We start from the raw sequence: 19,731 nt of genomic DNA on the forward strand, positions 1-19,731 counted from the left end.
CAGAAAATGTTGAGGTGACGCCGATTCGATCGTCTAGGCCTGCAGGGTGTCATGGAACCGGCCGTAGTCAATCCTCAGCCGGCCGTCTTCCGACGTGCCCAGGATATCCGCGTAGCGGTGCCCAAAACGAATGTCGGAATGATCGTAGGTCTTTCGCGCGTGGACGGTTTGCGCGGCGACGACGTCATATCCGGACACCACCACGGCCAGCGAAACATTGGATGCCTCGAGATCGTCCGCATCGAGCCCGTAAAGCGGGCTTTGCTCGTCGATGACGTGGTAGAGCGTCCAGCTCAGGGCCAGCGCGGGGTGCTCGTTTCGCTCCAGCGGCAGTTCGTAGAACCGCCGAAACGACACGCCCTCCAGGCTCACGATATTCTTGAACAGCCACAGCCTTGCGGTAGCGTTGCTGATGATGGCGTTCCGCTCGTTGGCGAAGCGGGCCATCAAGGTCGGCTTGCCCTCGTTGTTGGAAATCACCGGATGTTGGGCGAACAGCAGACGGGCGTTCGGCCGCGAGAATCGGGCAAAGATCAGCCCGGTCATCAACGACATCGAAAAGATGCCGGTGAACAGCTCCACCGTCGCGACCAGGTGTCCGTAGTGGGTGTCGGGATGCATGTCGCCGTAACCGGCGGTCGAAAGCGTCTCGATGCTGAAATACAGATAGTCGATATAGGCGCCGCCGGGCACGTTCGAGATCGGCTGATTTCCGATCCAGTAAAAGAATGCGAAGACCGCGTTGAAGGCGATAAAAATCAGCGCGGCGCCGCCGATAAACGCCGGCCATGACGCCGTCAGGCAGCGATGGCTGATGTCGGCCCAGAACGTGAGATGGAGGCCCTCGGTGATGATTTCGCGATCGCCAAACCGAACGATCCGCGCCTTCGAAGTTCGCTCGTTCGGGCTTTTGACCATCTCTTCGAATCTCTTGAGGTGCCGGGGCAAAGGCATTTAATCGCCTGCGCCATCATGTCATAATCGGGCATATTTCAGGGCAATTTTTGCGAAATCAGACACGGGGTTCTAGTCATGGCCAACACGCGCGAACCGATGGTGCAGCCGGTCCCAATCCTCTCTTTGCGCCCGACCCAGATGACTGTCGGAATGACGGAAGTTAAGGAAAAACGCAAGCGCTGGCGGGAGCACAAGTCGACGAAGAAGCAGGCGGAACTGCTGGGTAAACACATGATCCCGGTCGTTCTGGGACCGGACCAGCGCTACTACGTCGTCGATCACCACCATCTGGCGCGGGCGCTTCACGACGAAGGCGTGAAAGACATTCTGGTCACCATCATCGGTGACCTCGCCATGGTCGATCGTGATGCGTTCTGGGGCGTGCTCGACAACAAGAGGTGGGTCTATCCCTACGATTCAAAGGGTGAACGCCGGCACTTCAAGGATATCCCGAAAACCGTGGCGGAGCTCAAGGACGATCCGTTTCGCAGCCTCGCCGGCGAATTGCGCCGCGTCGGCGGCTTTGCCAAGGACACGACGCCGTTCAGCGAATTCCTGTGGGCGGATTTCCTGCGCCGGAAAATGTCGCGCAAAAGCTTGGAAGCCAATTTCGAGAAGGCGATCGAGAAGGCGCTTGCTCTGGCAAGGAGCAAGGATGCGGTCTATTTGCCCGGCTGGTGCGGACCGGCGTCGGATGACTAGTGAGTAGCGAATGGCGAATAGAATGAGTCAGGCGGCGGTGAGCTTGCTTTCTTATTCGTCATTTGCTGTTCGCTACTTCGGCAATCGTCCCATCATGTAGAATTCGTCGTTGGGGCGCATTCCGGTGACGTTGGCCATCCGGTTCGATAGCGCGAAGAACGCCGCAATCGCGGCGATATCCCAAATGTCGTCGTCGCTGAAACCGTGGGCGGCGATATCGGCAAAATCCGCTTCCGAAATCTTGTGCGCCTCGGCACTGACCTTCATCGCGAAATCGAGCATGGCGCGCTGGCGCGGCGTGATGTCCGCCTTGCGGTAGTTGACGGCGATCTGATCGGCGATTTGCGGGTTCTTCGCGCGAATTCTCAGGATCGCGCCGTGCGCAATCACGCAATAGTGGCATTGATTGGCGCTGGAAGTCGCAACCACGATCATCTCGCGCTCGGCCTTGGTCAGCCCGCTATCTCTGTCCATCAGAGCGTCGTGATAGGCAAAGAACGCGCGGAATTCGTCGGGGCGATAGGCCAGGGTCAGGAAGACGTTGGGAACAAAGCCTGACTTTTCCTGCACCGCCAGGAGGCGGGTGCGGATATCTTCCGGCAGCTGGTCGATGGAAGGGGTGGGGAAGCGTTTTTTGATCGGCTGCGTCATGAGTAAGATCCCGGCTCAGGCCGCGTGATGCGGCTGTCCGCGACCTTAGTCGATGGCGGCATTCCGGCAAAGCGTGCGGTCTTCTCAGCGCAGCGGCTTTTTCAGCAGGGAAAAGCGGTCTGGATCGAGTCCCATCGACGGCTGCAGCATCGGCGCTTCGACCGTGCGTGCGGCGGGGCGTTCGTTGATGGCGGGATCGTTGGGAACGTCGCGGTGCGAGGTCGCGCCGCGCCAGCGCTCGAGCACGGCGCCGACGAAGTGCATATCGTGGCCGGCCGCGACCGACGGCACGGTCGCGATGGTGGCCTCGCTACGCGGCAACTGATGTACCGGCACTTCCTTGAAACGCAGCCGGGTCGGCAACGCGACGCCTTCACCGAAAGCCAGCACTTCGCGGGTGCCGAGCGACGGGACGAACGACAGCAGGTTTGCCGCGGCATCGGAGACCGCCGAACGCAGGAGCGCCTGGTCGCGGTCGTTGGCAAGGCGCATCGCGAACAGCGTGTTGCACTGGGAAATGATGGTGGCGTCGAGTTCGGCCGGGCGCTGGGTGACGAGGCCGAGATAGACACCGTATTTACGGCCTTCCTTGGCGATGCGCGAGATTGCCTTGCGGGTCGGTCCGAAGCCGATGTTGCGGTCGGCGGAGGCGTAGCGATGGGCCTCTTCGCAAACGAACAGAAGCGGCGAAACGCCGTCGCTCCACAGCCCGAAGTCGAATGCCATGCGGCACAGCACCGACACCACGGAGTCGACGACTTCGGCGGGGAAGCCGGCCAGTTGCATGATGGTCATTGGCCGGCCGTTGGCTGGAAGCCGGAACAGATGGCTGATGACTTCCGCCATGGTGTCGCCGCCGACATTGGCGTTGTCGAACATGAAGGCGTAGCGTGGATCGTTGCGCACGGTCTCGATGCGCGAAATCAGCTTGTGATAGATGATGCGCGACGAGCGGTTTTCGAGCTTGCCCATGCGTTCGTCGATCAGCGAAATCAGGTCGACCAGGCGAAAGGGTACCGGCGTATCGACGGTATAGCCGACCGTCCTGGGATCGATGCGCTTCAGCCCGACGCGATCGGCGTTCTGGTATTGGGTATAGATTCCCTTCGCTATCGGAATGACTTCGGCGAGAATGTCGAGTTCTTCGGGGACGCCAGGCCGGCCGCCGAACAGCACGTCGACGATCTCTTCGAAATTGAACAGCCAGAACGGCAGCTTCAGATTGCGCGGATTGAGAACCAGCGAACGGTTGCCGAAACAACGGCCGTATTCGTTGTGCACGTCGAGCAGGAAAATCCGCAAGTTCGGCCGCGACTTGAGGATTTCGTTGAGCAACAGCGACACGCCGCTTGATTTGCCGACGCCGGTCGAACCGAGCACCGCGAAGTGCTTGCTGAGCATCTCCTCGACGTCGACATAGGCGATGACGGATTGATCCTGCTGCAGGGTGCCGACGTTGATCTGGTCCGATCCGATCGGGGCATAAACCGTTCGAAGTTCCTGATTGGTAATCAGGTCGACGGTGTCGCCGATCGTTGGATAATTGGTGACGCCGCGCTGAAACTTGGGGGTTTGGGCTATGTTGAGGATTTCACCGAGCAGATCGACCGAAGCGCTGGCGATGTAGACGTCGGAGGTCGGCAGGTCCTCGCAGGATACCTCGGTAATCATGGCGACAATGGTCGAGTTTGCGCAGCGGATGCTGACGAACCGGCCGACGGTCGCCCGCACCTCTGAGACGGCCAACTTGCTGGCTGCCAAAAGTCCTACGCGGGCGAGCGAGCCGCGCACCGAAATCACACGTCCGAAGGTTGTCACCGTAGTTGAATCCACTCGTTATGAATTGGCATCAGAATGCCTTCTATGATCGGCACTATGCAGGCAGTCGTTGGACAAACGGTTAAGCCGATCGAACAGCAGTTTCGTTAAATCTGCGGCATCTTGGCCGGAATTGGGTTTGGTAGATCGTCCAGGGCGACCGTCATCGCCGGATTTAGCCGTAAAATCGATGTTTTCGGCGCCCACCCGTCGGCGCCATGCCGCGGGCCGGTTTAACGCTTGGTTCACCAATGCTGCAGAGGACACCCGGCGGTCGGAGGGGGAGCTTGCCGGCGATCTCGGGTTCGATTTCGCAGGGCAGTCGACGATCGTTCGCGACGATGTCCGTTCTCGAATGCCGCCGTTGCGTTTTGAGGTTTGGTGGGGGTTGGAAAGGCTGTGGCCGGCCGGCCAATTCACGCCGCCGATATCTTCCCGGGCCTGATAGGAATGCGAGGGCAACCAGGCATCGATCGCATAGGAGCGCTACAGGATCGGCCGCTGTCGCGCGTGATTTGGTTGTCCGTTTACAGTTTCAAATCTTGGGCTTATCAGACACGCGCGGCCTTTAGGAGACCAAGCGATGACTGATGCCGACATCGTCGATCCCGTTGCCAAAGGCTCCGACATGGCCAATCCGGCTTTTCTGGCTGCGAGCATGCTGGAAGAGCGGGCGCCGGACATCGTCGAGGCCATCAACGACATGCCGCCGGAGCTTGCGACCGCGGTCCTGCTTCATTTGCCGGCCGACCGAGCGATCGAAGTGCTGGATCAGCCCGGGCTTGAGCGCGAACCCGAACTGGTCACGCTGATGCCGCGGGACGTCGCCGCCACGCTGCTTGCCGGCGTGTCCGCCGACCGCGTTGCCGACATCTTTCACCAGGTAAAAGAACCGCATTGCACGGAACTGCTGGATCTTCTGGACCCCGACACCAGGGTCAACATCCGCCGCCTGCTGCAATATCCCAAGGACACCGCCGGATCGATCATGACGACGGAATTCGCCAGCGTTCCCTCGAACTATACGGTCCAGCAGACCCTGGACTATATCCGTCACGTGGAAAGCAGCCGGGAGACCGTCTACGCGATCTATGTGCTGGATCCGCTGAGCAAGAGGCTGGTCAAGACCATTACCCTGCGCCGGCTCATCACCGGAGATCCGCAGGCGCCGGTGCTCTCGGTCGCCCGCCCGGGCCGGCTGATCACCGTCACGCCCCTGATGGACCGGGAAGATGTCGCGCGCCTGATCTCGAAATACGACCTGCTCGCGGTGCCGGTCGTCGACCACGGCCGCGTTATCGGCATCGTCACGGTTGACGACGTGATCGACGCCATCGTGCAGGAAACCACCGAGGACGTGCAGAAGTTCGGCGGCATGGCGGCTATCAACGAGCCGTATATGGAAATCGGCTTCTGGCAGATGATGAAGAAGCGCGGCGGCTGGCTATGCGCGCTGTTCCTGTCCGAGATGCTGACGGCTTCGGCGATGCAGGGCTACGAAGGCGAGCTTGAGAAGGCGATCGTGCTGACGCTGTTCATTCCGCTGATCATGAGCTCGGGAGGCAATTCCGGATCGCAAGCCACCTCGCTTTTGATACGCTCATTGGCCTTGCACGAGCTTGAGATCGGGGACTGGTGGCGGGTGGCGCTGCGGGAAATTCCGAATGGACTGGCCCTCGGGACGATGCTGGGTCTGGTCGGCATCGTCCGCATTTCGCTGTGGCAGTATCTCGGCCTTTACGATTACGGCGAGCACTGGGTACTGATCGCGCTGACGGTCGGCGCCGCCCTGGTCGGGATCGTCATGTTCGGTTCGCTGACGGGGTCGATGCTCCCGTTCATCCTGCAACGGATCGGCTTCGACCCAGCCAGCGCTTCGGCGCCGTTCGTGGCAACCCTCGTCGATGTCACCGGTCTCGTGATCTACTTCAGCGTTGCGTCGCTGATCCTGCGGGGAACACTATTGTAGGCGTCGTATCCCGAGATTGACACCGGCAATATCAACACGGTATCCCCCCTTAGGGAAACGATTTCCATTGCAGGGAAATCCGTTTCCCGGAACAATAAGAAACAACAAGAAACAGGGCAGGGTGGAACGCGATGAATCGCGGCGTCGAGTCTTGAGCGAGGTCGCGCGGCCGACCGCGCTCGCTCCCTTCCGGATCAGGAATTATCGTTTCCAGTGGCCCGCCGACCTGCTCACCTCCTGGGCGTTCGAGATGGAGGCGCTGATCCTCGGCTGGTATGTGCTGGTCGAGACCCGGTCGGTGCTGCTGTTGACGCTGGTTGCATCGCTCAACTACGGCGGCACGCTGATTGCTCCGATATTTGGCGTGGTCGGCGACCGCATCGGTCAGCGCGACCTGCTCGCCATGATGCGCGCGACCTATGCGACGCTGGCGGCCACACTCATGACGCTGGCGCTGACGGGATATCTGACCCCGCTCTACGTCTTCATCATCGTGGCCATCACGGGCCTGGTTCGGCCTTCCGATCTTGGCGTCCGCGGCGCGCTGGTCGCTAACATCATGCCGCATCACTATTTGATCGGTGCGATCAGTGTTTCACGAACCACAATGGACACCGCACGGATCGCGGGAACGTTGACCGGCGCCGGATTGTTCGCCTCGCTCGGCATCGGGCAGGCCTATATCGCGATCGTCGCCCTTTATGTCACGAGCACGCTGCTGACCCTCTGTGTGGTAGCGCCTCCGAAACCACATCCCGCCGATGAAGCAGGTGTCGATGTGTTACGTACTTCACCGTTGCGCGACCTGAAGGAGGGCGTGGCCTATGTCTGGACCAGCGCGAGGATGCGCGCGGCAATCTGGATCGCCTGCCTCGTCAATTTGACTGCCTACCCCCTGACCAACGGATTGTTGCCTTATGTCGCGCGCGAGGTCTACGGCACCAATCAGACCGGATTGGGATATCTGTCGGCCAGTTTTGCGGTGGGGTCGCTCTGTGGTTCGATTGCCCTGAGCCTGATCGGCGGCATCCGGGTGGCGCGGCTGATGATCGCATCGACGGTGGTGTGGTACGGAACGCTGATGGTGTTTGCACAGATGCACACGATGCCGGCGGCGATTGCGTGCCTGATGCTGGTGGGCTTCTCGCAAAGCCTGTGCATGATTTCGATCGCGGTTATCCTGATGCGCACCGCGAGCGAGCACTTCCGCGGCCGGGTGATGGGCGTGCGGATGCTGGTGATCTACACCCTGCCGCTTGGTCTGGTGGCGGCCGGCAGCCTGATCGACGAGGTAGGATTTGCCGCCACCGAAACCCTCTATGCCGCCGCCGGGTTGACGCTATTGCTGGCCATTGTCCTGCACTGGCGCGCGGATTTATGGCACGTCCACGCGCCGGCGAACGCGAAATAAACAGGGCCGTCGAATTTTGCGTTTAGCGCCGATGCCGCCTACATTCGGTCTCTAAAAAATTGGCAACGCACAGGGAATGCCATGGCAAAAACAGGTTTGGTGGTTTCGGCCCATCCGGGAGACTTCGTCTGGCGCGCCGGCGGCGCCATCGCGCTGCACGCCAGCAAAGGCTACCGCGTCAAGATCGTGTGCCTGGCATTCGGCGAGCGCGGCGAATCCCAGTTCGCCTGGAAGCAGCCGGGCATGACGCTGGAAAAGGTCAAGTCCGGCCGCAAGGACGAGGCCGAGCGTGCGGCGGCGGCCCTTGGCGCCGAGATCGAATTCTTCGATGCCGGCGATTATCCATTGCACCTTACCGGGGCGCATATGGAACGGCTGATCGACGTCTACCGCGAACTCAACCCGAGCTTTGTGCTGACGCATGCGCTGGAAGATCCCTACAATGTCGATCATCCGGCCGCCGCGGCCTATGCGCAGGAGGCGCGGATCGTGGCGCAGGCGATGGGTCACAAACCGCAGGCGGATTACAGCTACTCAGCGCCGCCGGTGTTCCTGTTCGAGCCGCATCAGCCGGAAATGTGCAATTTCAAGCCGCAGGTCATCCTCAACATCGACGAGGTCTGGGACATCAAGCGCAAGACCTTCGAGATTCTCGCGGCTCAAAAGCATCTGTGGGCCTATTACGAGCGGGTGGCCTTGCAGCGGGGCATGCAGGGCGGCCGCAACTCGGGCAAGGCCATGACCTATGGCGAGGCCTATCAGCGGCTATTCCCGATGGCGATGGAGGAACTGGCATGAAGACGGTCGTTATCAGGAACATCAAACGCGCCGACGCCGCGGTAGTCAAACGGCTCGGCGCGCTCGGCACCTCGACGGTGCATGAAGCCTACGGCCGTGCCGGGCTGATGAAGCCCTATCTGCGCCCGGCATGGGCCGGCGGCGAAGCGGCGGGAACCGCGGTCACCGTGCTGGTGCATCCCGGCGACAACTGGATGATCCATGTCGCGGTCGAACAGTGCCAGGCGGGCGATATCCTGGTGGTCGGCTGCAGCGCCGACAATACCGACGGGATGTTCGGCGATCTCCTGGCGACCTCGCTGATGGCGCGCGGCGTCAAGGGCCTGGTCATCGATGCCGGCTGCCGCGATGTGAAGTCGCTGCGCGAGATGGGTTTTCCGGTGTGGTCGAAGGCGATTTCGGCCAAGGGCACGGTGAAAGCCACGCTGGGCGCCGTCAACATTCCCGTGGTCTGTGCCGGTATCAATGTCGAACCGGGCGATGCGGTCGTTGCCGATGACGATGGCGTGGTGGTGATCCGGAAGAAGGATGCCGCCGAGGTCGCGGCCAAGGCGGAGAAGCGCCATGCCGACGAGGAGGGCAAGCGCAAGCAGCTCGCCGCCGGCAAGCTCGGACTCGACATGTACAATATGCGCGAACCACTGGCGAAGGCCGGCCTCGTCTATATCGACGAACCCCCGTCCGATTGAGGTGACGATGCATCTGCGCACATTGCTTGGCGACCATCCCTGCACGGCGGCGCTCAAGAATGGATCGGTCAAGTCTGATTCCATCACGCTCGATTTCACGGAATATTCGCCCACCAACAAGGGCTTCAAGCCGATGGTGCGCGACGGCGCCTTCGACGTTTCGGAGATGGCGATCGTCACCTACCTGATGGCCAAAAGCTTCGGCAAGCCGATGGTGCTGCTGCCAAGCGTGGTGGTGGCGCGGTTCCAGCATGCTTATGCCGTCTACCGGGCCGAGCTCGGGAACCTGAAGCCACGCGATCTCGAGAGAAAGCGGGTCGGCATTCGCTCCTTCACCACCACGACCGGCGCGTGGCTGCGCGGCATTCTCGCCAACGACTACGGCGTCGATCTCGATTCGATCCAATGGGTGACGTTCGAGGACGCGCATGTCGCCGAATTCCAGGACACCACGCTGCGGGCGCCGCAGGGCAAGCAGATCATCCAGATGCTGCTCGATGGCGAACTTGATGCGGTGCTTGGGGAGAAGGTGGAACGCGAAGGCCTGAAGGCGCTGTTTCCCGACGCCGCGGCGGAAGAGAAATCGTGGTTCGCCCAACACAGGGCGGTGCCGATCAACCATATGGTCGTGGTCAGCGAGGCGCTGTCCAGGACGAACCCGAACGCGGTGCGGGAGGTTTTCCGGCTGCTGCTAGCCGGCGCCGCTGCTGCACCTGCCGATGCCCGGCCCGCTCCGCCGCAATTTAGCGCCGAAGAAATGAGCCGTTCGCTGGCGCTGATCAGCCGCTATGCCGCGCAACAACAGCTTGTTCCGCGCGCCTTCACCGTGGATGAGCTGTTCGACGACCTGACGCGAACGCTGCGTTAGAACAAAGGAAACAGGCCAATGAAGCCGGAGCCGATCTTCGATCTCGCCCATCTCGGTCACATGGAATTGCTGACGCCGAAGCCGGACGAAAGCCTGAAGTTCTTTGTCGACGTGATGGGGATGACCATCAGCGGCCGCAAGGGAGATTCGGTCTATTTGCGCGGCTGGGACGATTACGAACGCTATTCGCTCAAGCTGACGGCCTCGAAAACCTCTGGGATGGAGCACATGGCGCTGCGGGCGCGAAGCCAGCAGGCGCTGGAACGCCGCGTCGCGGCGTTGAAAGGCTCGGGGTTCGAGATCGGCTGGACCGACGGCGACATGGGGCAGGGCCCGGCGTTTCGCTGCCGCGATCCCGACGGCCATATCATCGAGCTCTATTACGAGACCGAATGGTACCAGGCGCCACCCGAACTCAGGCCCGCGCTGAAAAACCAGGCGCAGCGTTTTCCCGCGCGCGGCGTCAATGTCCGCCGGCTCGATCACCTCAATTGTCTTGCGGTTGACATCAAGGCCAATCGTATCTTTTTCGAGAAGTATCTCGGCTGCCGCCTGACCGAGCAGATCGTGCTCAACGACGGCACCGAAGCCGCGATGTGGATGACGATGTCGAACAAGAGCTACGACTTCGCCTATTCGCACGATCACTCCAATACGCCCGGCCGCTTCCATCACGTCACCCACGCGCTCGACAGCCGCGAGGACGTGCTTCGCGCTGCCGATATTTTTCTGGAGAACGGCGTCTACATCGAGACCGGCCCACACAAGCATGCGATTCAGCAGACGTTCTTCCTCTATGTCTACGAGCCCGGCGGAAACCGCGTCGAGGTCGCCAATGCCGGCGCCCGTCTCATTCTCGCGCCGGACTGGAAGCCGATCGTCTGGACCGAGGAAGAACGCAAGAAAGGCCAGGCATGGGGGTTGAAGACCATCGAATCCTTTCATACCCATGGCACGCCGCCGGTCTCAGCGGATTGAGGCGAGCGGATCGCGGAAGGTTTGCTGATGAGACTGGACGCCCGGAAACGGCTCACGATGATGCTCGCGGCGAGTAACCTGGCCGCGGCACTGGTCGCAACGCTCGTGCTTGCATTGCCGAGCTCCCGCGGTGCGGTCGCCGAGCCGGTCTATTCCTTCGATGCAACGCCGGGCAAGCTGCCGAAGGCGGTCATTCCGCTGCATTACACCATCGAACTGACCCCCGACCTCGAACGCCTCACGCTGGCCGGGGTTGAGGTCGTGGATGTCGAGGTGCGCGAACCCACGGCGCGGCTCGTCCTCAACGCGGTCGACATGACGCTCGACGCCGCCACCGTCGATGGCGATGCGCAGCGCGCCGAGGTCGCGCTCGATGCCGCCGCCGAGACCGCGACGCTGAGTCTTGCGCAACCGCTCGCGGCGGGCGCGCACCGGCTTCGCATTGACTTCACCGCGAAGATAAACAGTTTTGCCCGTGGACTGTTCTTTGTCGATTACCCGACCGGCAAGGGCATCAAGCGGATGCTGTCGAGCCAGCTTGAACCGGCCGACGCGCGGCGGATCTTTCCGTGCTGGGACGAGCCCGCCTTCAAGGCGACCTTTGCGCTGACCGTCACGGTGCCCAATGCTTTCCTCGTCGTGAGCAACATGCCGGTGGCGCGGGAAGAGGCGATCGCACCGAACCTGAAGCAGATTACGTTTGCGCCGACGCCGAAAATGTCGAGCTACCTGTTCGTGCTCTCGACCGGCGAGCTCGAGCGATTTACCGGGCAAGCCGACGGTACGACCGTCGGCGTGGTCACGACCGCCGGCAAGGCAGAGCAGGGACGCTTTGCGCTGGAGAACGCGGTCAAGCTGCTGGACTATTACAACGAATATTTCGGCGTGAAGTATCCGTTGCCGAAACTGGATCTGATCGCGGTGCCCGGCGGGTTCGGCGGCGCCATGGAGAACTGGGGCGGCATCACGTTTTTCGAAAGCCGGCTGCTGTTCGACCCCGCCACCAACGCCGAGACGGCGCGGCGCGAGATCTTCAGCGTCCTGGCGCACGAGATGGCGCATCAATGGTTCGGCGATCTCGTCACCATGGGCTGGTGGGACAACCTCTGGCTCAACGAGGGCTTTGCGAGCTGGATGCAGGTCAAGGCCGCCGAGCATTTCTATCCGCAATGGCAGACCTGGCTCAACAACAACGGGGCGAAACAGTACGCCATGGTGCTCGATGCCCGGCGCACCTCGCATCCGATCCAGCAGTTGGTCGCCGACCAGAGCGAAGCCTTGGTCGCATTCGACGGCATCACCTACAACAAGGGCCAGGCGCTGATCCGCATGCTGGAAAGCTATCTCGGCGACCAGGCCTTTGCCGAAGGCATCCGCAAATACATGGCGACGCACGCCTATGGCAGCACCACCACCGCCGATCTGTGGCAGGCGCTCGAAAGTGCGGCCGGCAAGCCGGTGACCGGCGTTGCCGCCTCCTTTACCGAGCAGGACGGCGTGCCGCTGGTTATCGCCGAAACCGGTTGCAGCGGCGGCGACCAGCGCATGACGCTGCGGCAGGATCGGTTTGTGATAGCGCCTTCGCAATCCCGGACCGTCTGGCCGCATCGTAGCTGGCACATTCCTGTTACGGTCGGGCCGCTCCGCGCCACGCAGCCGGCAAACATCCTGCTGTCGGAGAGCGCTGCCGAGATCGCGGCGGGATCCTGCGGCGAGGCCGTCAAGGTCAATCTGGGCGATGTCGGTTACTACCGGGTCGAATACGGTCCCAAAAGCCGGGCCGCCCTGGTGAAGTCGCTGGCGGAGATGACGCCGGCCGACCGGGTCGATTTCGTCAGCGATAGCTGGGCGCTGATGCAGGCCGGCCGCGCCGAGCCGCCGTCCTATCTTGCGCTGGTCGATCAAATCCGCAACGACGATCACCGCGCGATGTGGGATCAGGTGATCGCCGCCTTGAAGAGACTCGATTTTCTCGCGCGCGGCCGCAGCGAGCGCGATGGCTTGCGAAATTATGCGCGCGCCCGATTGCGGCCGGTGTTCGACCGGCTCGGCTGGGACGCCAGCAGCGCTGACGCAAAGGACAGCGATAGCGACACCGCCTTGCTGCGTTCGAGCCTGATCCAGGCGCTCGGCGAATTCGGCGATGCCGATATCCTCGCCGAGGCCAGGCGGCGGTTCGCAGGCTTCCTGCAGAATCCGTTATCGCTGCCGAACGCGCTGCGCGATCCCGTCATCCATCTCGCCGGCATCGGCGCCGATCGCGCCACGTACGATGCGCTGCTGGCACTGGCGCGCAAAACCACGGTCACGAGCGAGCGCGTGCGCTATTACTTCGCCGCCGCCAGCGCGCGCGACCCCGATCTTGCCCGCGCCACGCTGCAACTGACCCTGACCGATGAACTGCCGAAAACCATCGTCGAGCGCGTGATCAATACGGTGGCCTCCTCCGGCGAGCAACCCGATCTGGCCTGGGACTTCGTGCGGATGAATTTCGACGCGCTCGCCGCCAAGGAGGGACCTTCGTTCCGCGATTTTTTCGTCGCCGACTTCATGACCAACTTCAGCGATGAGGCCCATGCCGCCGAACTGGCGCACTTTGCTCCGGCGCAGGCGACCACCGGCGGCCGCGTCATTACCGCGCGCGCGCTGGAAACGATCGCGCTCTCGGCCGATCTCAGGACCCGCGCGCTGCCGGCGATCGACACCTGGATCAGGAGCAGGGGGCGTTGAGAGGCAGCAGCCGATGAAGTGAGTGGCGACGATTCTCGGAATTCTATCCAGTCGGGCGTTCAATGGGCCTTGCGCCGGTGTCCTCAGCCGCTTTGGATCGGTCGCCGCCAGCTGCAATTTTGTTTCATGCGATGCCTTGCGAAAAGAGGTGCCGCGAAGGATGCTGACGAAAACCGCTCATCGAAGGGATAGGTCATGTCTTTCGACATTCAAGCCGCTACTGATCGCCTCATGCGCTTCCTCGCCGTCGAGGGCGTGACCGGAAAGGAGGCGGCGATAGGGCGAGAACTCACCGCAGCGCTGCAAGAGGGAGGGGTGCCGGCAGACGCGATCCGCCTCGACGACGCCAACACGCGCATTCCCGTGCCGACCGAGACCGGCAACCTCATTGTCGACCTGCCCGGCCGCGGCGCGATGCACAACCAGCCGCGGATCATGTTCATGACCCACATGGACACCGTGCCGCTATGCGCCGGAGCGAAGCCGAAGGTTGCCGGCCGCAAGATCGTCAACCAAGCGAAGACCGCGCTCGGCGGCGACAACCGCTGCGGCTGCGGCGTTCTCGTTACACTGGCGGCCGAGCTCGCGAAGCAGAAGCTCGACCATCCGCCGATCACGCTCCTTTTTTGCGTGCGCGAGGAAAGCGGACTATGGGGTGCGCGCCGCGTCAAAACCCAGGATATCCGCTCGCCGATCATGGCTTTCAACTACGACGGCGGCTCGGCATCCAATGTCACCATCGGTGCCGTCGGCGCGGACCGCTGGCAGGTCGAAATCTTCGGTCGTGCCTCGCATGCCGGGTCGCGCCGGAGCGCGGGATCAGTTCGACCATGATCCTGGCGCTTGCGCTCGCCGACGTGAAGGCGGGCGGCTGGTTTGGCAAGGTGGTGAAAGGCAAGCGGCAAGGCACCAGCAATGTCGGTCCCGTCACCGGTGGCGACGGCCGGCCGGCCGGGGACGCCACCAATGTCGTCACCGACTACGTGCACGTGCGCGGAGAAAGCCGTAGCCACGATGCGAAGTTTTTCAAGGAAATCACCAAAGCCTACAAGACCGCGTTCGAGAAGGCTGCAAAGCGCGTCAAGAACAGCGAGGGCAAGTCAGGCCGTGTCAAGTTCAAGGCCGAGACCGACTACTATCCGTTCCGCATGAAGGAGAGCCTGCCGGTGGTCAAGCGCGCGGCCGCTGCGGTATCCGATATCGGCGGAACGCCGACCATCCGTGCCGCGAATGGCGGGCTCGACGCGAACTGGATGGTCCGCCACGGTGTTCCGACCGTAACTTTCGGCGCGGGACAGAACGAGCCGCACACGACTGACGAATGGATCAATCTCGACGAATACGACCGGGCGTGTGCACTCGCAGTACAACTCGCGACGACGCGGTGATGTGCCTGTGTTCCCGAATGGAACCGAAATCCTGTCGCCAGGGATCCACAGCCGGCAAGAATCCAGCCATGGATCGGCTAACGGTTGACGCAGCGACACACACCTGATCGGAAAAAGGCCACCAACGGGAGCGGAAAGAGAACGAGGCCCGGTGTGCCTAGGAGACCGGACCTCGTAACCGTAACAGTCTGTGCGACAGGCCACTCGGTATAAACACACCTTATCAGGCGCAGGTCAGGCGGTTTTGATTTGTCTCAACCTGCCGGCAGAGTCGGTTCCGATCCTGTTGGGTTCCTTGGATGGTGCCATCGTCCCCCGGGCTTGCCGGCACGTCCTTGGTCTCTTCGGCCAGCAGCTTCCCTATGATGTACCTCTTCCCTCGTCTTGCTCCTGTCCGTGCAGCTTTCGGTTGCGGGCCGCCGCAGGGCCGGGCCGCAGCTATTCGACGTCGACTTCATCGACCCAACGAGCTGTAAATCTCCAACACATTGAAATAGGTGAACTGAAAGTGCTTGGGCGCGGCCGGCTCCTTATCCATCTCGACATAGACCCCAAAGCGAAAATTCCCTTGCGGGGATGCGAGTTCGGTAGATTTTGTCAACGCGCCATTCAGCCAAATCTTCAGCAGTCCGTTCCCGGCAACGACGCGCAGTTCGGTGACGTCATCGTTTCCTTTCCACGCACTCTGGGAATCGTCCATCGCCAGAAGCTCGGTCCAGGTCCCGTTGGTCGATCGACCGAAATTCAAAGCGCCGTTCGACCAGAAATCCACGGTGAACCCGTTCTCCTCATCCTGAGCCCAAAAAACGATGCTTCCCGACGACCCATTGTCTGGATCGGGCTCCGCCAGCTTGAAGCGAACACAGAAATCTCCGCCTGGTCCCGCCAGCCTCCTCCTGTTGAGCACTGTGCGGACCATCGAATCCGTTCCGAGCGTGATATCCATCCGGCCATCGCCAATCCTCACCCCGTCGGCTCGCTCCCAATTGCCGGAAGAACTGGTGAAATTATCTTCATACAGAATTCGCTGCTCGACCGACTGCCCGTTGCAGAGCCGCGGCGACGATGGCGTAGACAGGCTCGGCGCCGGATGGACAGGGGCGGCGTCGGGGACACCCATCGAGGTCTGCGCGATATCAAAACGGCGCTGGCTGTCAGGGGAGGCTTCGGCAGCGGCGCATCGCAGCGGTACCGTCGCGATCAGAAAAGCCGCGATCGCTGCCGCAGAAATCGCAATGGGTTGAACGGCTCGCATTCACGCCAGTTTCCGATCTGGTGCCCGCATCCTGGTAGTGGCATCTCGTCGGCGAATGTCCCAAGAATTTCGCTGGCGGGCAAGAGCCGGCGGCCGGGCTGAGAGCGAAACCTTGCGGCAACTAGCCGGCCAATGTCTCAGTTGGGTCACAGGAGCGGTCCTCGTGTGCTACGATCTCCGCCATTGCGAGATCGTCGCGTTGCACGCGAGGACCTCGTCCATCGCGTCGATGCGCACGAGTCCTGCTGGTCCGTCGCGTAGCGCGCGGACATGGAGGCCCCAGACACCTGTCACGCCTTGCGAGATCAGCCGGTCCCGCCACACGGCATAACCGGGGCGATCACGGAACTTGGTGAAACAGACCTCAAGCGGCGCCCGCTCGGCGCGCCGCACCTCTACGCGGAAGTCCGGGAACGCGGCGAGTACGAGATCAGTCGCCCACTCCAGTCTGTCGTCGCTCAGCGTCCACGTAAACATCTCGAATCGTCTGCCGGGGCGGAGTCGTTGGGGGACGCCCGGAAGCAGCGCGCGGATAACGTCAAGACCGTCCTCTCCGCCGTGGGAATGGAGAAAGTACCGCATACCCGGCGGGACCGGTTCGAATGGAGGGTTCACGAGGATGAGATCGAAGCGATCCTCCGCCGCGAGAGGCTCGAACAGATTCCCGCGCAGTATCTCGAGCGGTGGCTCGCCGCGCTCCCGCGACAAGTTCACGGCGGCATTCGCCGATGCGAATGCCAGCGCTCGCTCGCTCACGTCGACACCGACGACCCTCGCGGCGCCGCGGTGTGCTGCGGCGAGCGCGTTCACGCCAGAACCGAGACATAGCTCCAGAACGTGATCGCCCTTCCGTACATCCATCGACCGCACGAGGAACACCTGCTCGAACATCAGCGAGAAGACCTGGTCGACCTCCGCACGGGCGAGGAGGTCCGTCGCAATTAGAGCTCGTCCAAGAAAAACACGCGCACGCAAGGCCTGACGGCGCCTGCGGTGGTCGCTTTCAAATAGCCGGCCGCAGCGAGAATCTCGGTCCTGGCCGCTCGGCTGGTTCGGGCACAAGCGGCTCCCCTTTTAGAAACAACCGACGGAAGCGATTCTCGTCCCGCGCGAGAAACGCCTCAAGCGCGCCACGCACGGCTCGCGCCTGAGTGTCGCCCTCGATCCGTGGCGGGGGAAAACGGTCATCGCTCAGGGAAGCCTCGTTGAGCACGACATCAAGATCGATTTTGAGAGCCCTGCATACTTTACTTGCGGTTTTGCGGATTCGGCATCGCCCTTTCAGAACACCCCGCACGGTCTTTTCAGCGAAGCCCGCTTCGTCCGCAATCTGGTCATTGCTAAGACCAGATGTTGTCTTCGCGTCACTGACGAGCTTGGCAACCAGACGCGCCTGTTCATCGGTGAGCCGCAGCGGCATTTGAAATCTCCCGCCAATTGAGCCGCCGCAGTCGCGATTCGGGTCCCGAGCCGCAGGCACTTGAAAACGCTAATACATCTCGCCAAGAGCGACGACTCACCTGCAAAACCCTTCGCGGTAAATTCACCCCTCCTGGCCGCTTGGGGTCAAAAGCGAACCTGATGTGAAGAATGATCACCCTAAACGGACATTGGCGATTGGCCGACGGCCGGCGCGATACGTCGGGTTACAGCAAGACCCGTGAGAGCAAGGACAGTGAATGCCGCGCCTGAGAGGAAAGTGGCCTGGGAACCGATGCTATCCCAAAGCGCGCCGGCGAGAACGCTCGCGACAAGGAGCGCAAGCCCAATCGCCAGATTAAAGATGCCATAGGCTGTAGCGCGCAATTCCGCCGGAGCCCCGATGTCTCAGTTGGGTCATTAGCGGAAAACCTCTAGCTGAGCATATGTTTTCCGCTTTGTACCTCATAGCGGACTCAAGGCGGACCTCGCGCGATGTCCGTTAAGTGCCAATAGGCGACGTCGACCGCGTCGCTTGACGTGAAAAGAGGCCGCCAACCTGAGGCGACCTTAATCGAATCTGACGCCGATTCGCTTCTCTTTCCGCCATACAACTTGGCAGGGAACTAGCCGCCCTTCCGCCGGAAAGACCAAGCTGAAGTGATCGGGAATGCCAACCGGGCTAGTCACTTCCAGCAACGCACCGCTGTTCGAGAGGTTGCGGACCGTGCAATCGATAGCGCCGCCGCCGAACTCAATCGTGCCGGCCTTCAAGACGCGATGTCGCGATGCAATACGGTGGTCTTCCATTGCGGCAAAATACGACAGAACCTTAACTAATTGATAAAGCGAGACGCGCCGCCAACTGAGGCGGCTTTTGGAGGGACGAGGCCCGGAGTGCCCAGGAGGCCGAGCCTCGCCAACCGCAGCAGCATCCGGCCTGAGAAGTCGTGCCGTTCGGTTCAGCCAAGTTCGACCCGGACGACGGGCATCATTGCGCAGTGCCATGGGTTAGGGCACTGGTCATCCCGTCCCCCCGTTTTCACTTTTTGCCCGGCATGGTAGCATCTTGCCGTCTTGGGGGATGGGCGCTTGAAGGCAATCAGCGCAATTGCGGCCAACAAGTTGGGCAAGTTTATTGCCAAAGACTTTCGCCGTGTTTTTGGTCCAGCACACGACGATATGGCGGAGCGTTTAGGCTCCTTGGCGCGTAGTACGATCGAATGTCTCGCCAGAAGCGACGCTCTCTACCACAACTACGAGCACACGTTACAAGTCACGATGGTTGGACGGGACATTCTAGAGGGAATGACGCTTTCACAACGAATAGAACCTACTGATTATAGTCATCTGATCATCGCTTGCCTATTGCATGATATCGGCTACATGCGCGGCGTTCTGAGCGGCGACACCGAAACCGAATTTGTAGTGGACGAGAGCGGAAAGAGAATTACGCTGCCTCGTGGCTCATCTGACGCAGCGCTGGCGCCTTATCACGTCGATCGATCGAAGATCTTTGCCTTTGAGCGCCTTGGAAAGTCACCCACCATCGACGCGTCTCGAGTAGCCGCTGCAATTGAAATGACGCGCTTTCCTGCGCGTGCGGATCGCTCTTACGACAACATAGAGCCCAAACTAGTCCAGGCAGCCGATCTCATAGGCCAGCTTGGCGACCCGATGTATTCACGGAAGGCAAACGCACTTTACGTTGAGTTTGAAGAAATGGGTATGAACCGACAGCTAGGGTACTCATCACCGGCTGATATTATTGATAAGTACCCGGCCTTCTTTTGGGATAGTGTTTCAACCCACATCGAGGATGGAATAAAATATCTGAATATGACGGTCTCGGGTCGGCAATGGATAGCAAACCTGCACCATCACATTTTGTGTGCGGAGCATTCACACCGCTTCATGGGGCCCCAGCGCTGAAATTCGGCAACCGGGCCGATGTCCGAGATGGTTCAAAAGCTGACCTGACGGTCCCGAAACGCGACTTCCGCTTCTCTAATCGGCCGGTTGAGGTCAAGCACTTTCAGGCTATCCACCGCTGCAGTGTCGATGTCTCTCACGGGCTCGCGCTTCTCTTCGGAATCGG

At 61.3% G+C, this 19,731-nt stretch carries 16 protein-coding genes and 2 pseudogenes; 10 read left to right on the plus strand and 8 right to left on the minus strand.

The window, feature by feature from the left end; genetic code table 11:
* Positions 1–33: 33 nt before the first annotated feature.
* Positions 34–918: an ion channel gene (locus E7813_RS15240; RefSeq protein WP_291575247.1), complete on the minus strand. Its 885-nt coding sequence runs from the start codon at positions 916–918 to the stop codon at positions 34–36.
* A 114-nt stretch (positions 919–1,032) separates the two neighbouring features.
* Here E7813_RS15240 and E7813_RS15245 point away from each other — a divergent pair, with 114 nt between their 5' ends.
* Positions 1,033–1,659, plus strand: coding sequence for a ParB-like protein (locus tag E7813_RS15245; RefSeq protein ID WP_291575249.1), 627 nt, complete (start codon positions 1,033–1,035; stop codon positions 1,657–1,659).
* Between the two features lie 72 nt (positions 1,660–1,731).
* Here E7813_RS15245 and E7813_RS15250 read toward each other — a convergent pair whose 3' ends face one another.
* Together E7813_RS15250 and E7813_RS15255 are read right to left on the minus strand one after the other, a co-directional pair.
* Positions 1,732–2,310: a peroxidase-related enzyme gene (locus E7813_RS15250; protein ID WP_291575251.1), complete on the minus strand. Its 579-nt coding sequence runs from the start codon at positions 2,308–2,310 to the stop codon at positions 1,732–1,734.
* 84 nt (positions 2,311–2,394) lie between these two features.
* Positions 2,395–4,128 carry a DUF87 domain-containing protein gene (locus E7813_RS15255; RefSeq protein WP_291575253.1) on the minus strand — a complete coding sequence of 578 codons (1,734 nt, stop codon included), beginning with the start codon at positions 4,126–4,128 and terminating at the stop codon, positions 2,395–2,397.
* A gap of 628 nt (positions 4,129–4,756) precedes the next feature.
* On the opposite strand from E7813_RS15255, the gene mgtE reads away from it, so the two are divergent.
* From mgtE to E7813_RS15295, 8 genes and pseudogenes are all read left to right on the plus strand, one after another.
* On the plus strand, positions 4,757–6,097 hold the full coding sequence (mgtE, locus tag E7813_RS15260; protein WP_291575275.1) for a magnesium transporter: 1,341 nt from the start codon (positions 4,757–4,759) through the stop codon (positions 6,095–6,097).
* A gap of 151 nt (positions 6,098–6,248) precedes the next feature.
* Complete coding sequence (locus E7813_RS15265) at positions 6,249–7,508, plus strand: MFS transporter (protein ID WP_291575254.1); 1,260 nt, start codon at positions 6,249–6,251, stop codon at positions 7,506–7,508.
* Between the two features lie 81 nt (positions 7,509–7,589).
* Positions 7,590–8,306 carry a PIG-L deacetylase family protein gene (locus E7813_RS15270; protein ID WP_291575256.1) on the plus strand — a complete coding sequence of 239 codons (717 nt, stop codon included), beginning with the start codon at positions 7,590–7,592 and terminating at the stop codon, positions 8,304–8,306.
* The gene (locus E7813_RS15275; protein WP_291575257.1) at positions 8,303–8,995 is read left to right on the plus strand and encodes a 4-carboxy-4-hydroxy-2-oxoadipate aldolase/oxaloacetate decarboxylase; all 693 of its coding nucleotides are present in this window, start codon (positions 8,303–8,305) and stop codon (positions 8,993–8,995) included. The genes E7813_RS15270 and E7813_RS15275 overlap by 4 nt, the downstream gene beginning before the upstream one ends.
* Before the next feature lie 7 nt (positions 8,996–9,002).
* Positions 9,003–9,863 (plus strand): hypothetical protein, encoded by an 861-nt coding sequence (locus E7813_RS15280; protein WP_291575259.1) that lies wholly within the window; start codon positions 9,003–9,005, stop codon positions 9,861–9,863.
* Between the two features lie 18 nt (positions 9,864–9,881).
* Positions 9,882–10,841 carry a catechol 2,3-dioxygenase gene (locus E7813_RS15285; RefSeq protein WP_291575261.1) on the plus strand — a complete coding sequence of 320 codons (960 nt, stop codon included), beginning with the start codon at positions 9,882–9,884 and terminating at the stop codon, positions 10,839–10,841.
* A gap of 27 nt (positions 10,842–10,868) precedes the next feature.
* Entirely contained in the window at positions 10,869–13,571 is a 2,703-nt protein-coding gene (locus tag E7813_RS15290; protein WP_291575262.1) for a M1 family metallopeptidase, read from the plus strand.
* A 195-nt stretch (positions 13,572–13,766) separates the two neighbouring features.
* A pseudogene (locus tag E7813_RS15295) lies at positions 13,767–14,959 on the plus strand (M20/M25/M40 family metallo-hydrolase).
* A 454-nt stretch (positions 14,960–15,413) separates the two neighbouring features.
* Here E7813_RS15295 and E7813_RS15300 read toward each other — a convergent pair.
* The 5 genes and pseudogenes from E7813_RS15300 to E7813_RS15320 all read right to left on the minus strand — a co-directional run bounded on the left by E7813_RS15300 (position 15,414) and on the right by E7813_RS15320 (position 18,443).
* Positions 15,414–16,214 (minus strand): hypothetical protein, encoded by an 801-nt coding sequence (locus E7813_RS15300; RefSeq protein ID WP_291575264.1) that lies wholly within the window; start codon positions 16,212–16,214, stop codon positions 15,414–15,416.
* Between the two features lie 168 nt (positions 16,215–16,382).
* On the minus strand, positions 16,383–17,105 hold the full coding sequence (locus E7813_RS15305) for a methyltransferase (protein WP_291575266.1): 723 nt from the start codon (positions 17,103–17,105) through the stop codon (positions 16,383–16,385).
* Positions 17,106–17,217: 112 nt separating this feature from the next.
* On the minus strand, positions 17,218–17,634 hold the full coding sequence (locus tag E7813_RS15310; protein WP_291575268.1) for a hypothetical protein: 417 nt from the start codon (positions 17,632–17,634) through the stop codon (positions 17,218–17,220).
* Positions 17,635–17,813: 179 nt separating this feature from the next.
* Positions 17,814–18,032 (minus strand): annotated as a pseudogene (locus E7813_RS15315) (MFS transporter); the annotation flags it as partial.
* Between the two features lie 171 nt (positions 18,033–18,203).
* A complete protein-coding gene (locus E7813_RS15320) occupies positions 18,204–18,443 on the minus strand; it encodes a PilZ domain-containing protein (RefSeq protein ID WP_291575270.1) in 240 nt (79 codons plus the stop codon).
* A 282-nt stretch (positions 18,444–18,725) separates the two neighbouring features.
* Here E7813_RS15320 and E7813_RS15325 point away from each other — a divergent pair, with 282 nt between their 5' ends.
* A complete protein-coding gene (locus E7813_RS15325) occupies positions 18,726–19,565 on the plus strand; it encodes an HD domain-containing protein (RefSeq protein ID WP_291575271.1) in 840 nt (279 codons plus the stop codon).
* Positions 19,566–19,731 lie beyond the last annotated feature (166 nt).

This window comes from Bradyrhizobium sp. (assembly GCF_004799405.1).
In the GTDB taxonomy this organism is placed as follows: Bacteria; Pseudomonadota; Alphaproteobacteria; order Rhizobiales; family Xanthobacteraceae; genus Bradyrhizobium.

Excerpts from the sequence above, each read along its gene's own strand:
- E7813_RS15240 (WP_291575247.1), bottom strand. The coding sequence starts at position 918 with ATGGTCAAAAGCCCGAACGAGCGAACTTCGAAGGCGCGGATCGTTCGG.
- E7813_RS15245 (WP_291575249.1), top strand. The coding sequence starts at position 1,033 with ATGGCCAACACGCGCGAACCGATGGTGCAGCCGGTCCCAATCCTCTCT.
- E7813_RS15250 (WP_291575251.1), bottom strand. The coding sequence starts at position 2,310 with ATGACGCAGCCGATCAAAAAACGCTTCCCCACCCCTTCCATCGACCAG.
- mgtE (WP_291575275.1), top strand. The coding sequence starts at position 4,757 with ATGGCCAATCCGGCTTTTCTGGCTGCGAGCATGCTGGAAGAGCGGGCG.
- E7813_RS15270 (WP_291575256.1), top strand. The coding sequence starts at position 7,590 with ATGGCAAAAACAGGTTTGGTGGTTTCGGCCCATCCGGGAGACTTCGTC.
- E7813_RS15275 (WP_291575257.1), top strand. The coding sequence starts at position 8,303 with ATGAAGACGGTCGTTATCAGGAACATCAAACGCGCCGACGCCGCGGTA.
- E7813_RS15280 (WP_291575259.1), top strand. The coding sequence starts at position 9,003 with ATGCATCTGCGCACATTGCTTGGCGACCATCCCTGCACGGCGGCGCTC.
- E7813_RS15285 (WP_291575261.1), top strand. The coding sequence starts at position 9,882 with ATGAAGCCGGAGCCGATCTTCGATCTCGCCCATCTCGGTCACATGGAA.
- E7813_RS15290 (WP_291575262.1), top strand. The coding sequence starts at position 10,869 with ATGAGACTGGACGCCCGGAAACGGCTCACGATGATGCTCGCGGCGAGT.
- E7813_RS15300 (WP_291575264.1), bottom strand. The coding sequence starts at position 16,214 with ATGCGAGCCGTTCAACCCATTGCGATTTCTGCGGCAGCGATCGCGGCT.
- E7813_RS15305 (WP_291575266.1), bottom strand. The coding sequence starts at position 17,105 with ATGTTCGAGCAGGTGTTCCTCGTGCGGTCGATGGATGTACGGAAGGGC.
- E7813_RS15310 (WP_291575268.1), bottom strand. The coding sequence starts at position 17,634 with ATGCCGCTGCGGCTCACCGATGAACAGGCGCGTCTGGTTGCCAAGCTC.
- E7813_RS15320 (WP_291575270.1), bottom strand. The coding sequence starts at position 18,443 with ATGGAAGACCACCGTATTGCATCGCGACATCGCGTCTTGAAGGCCGGC.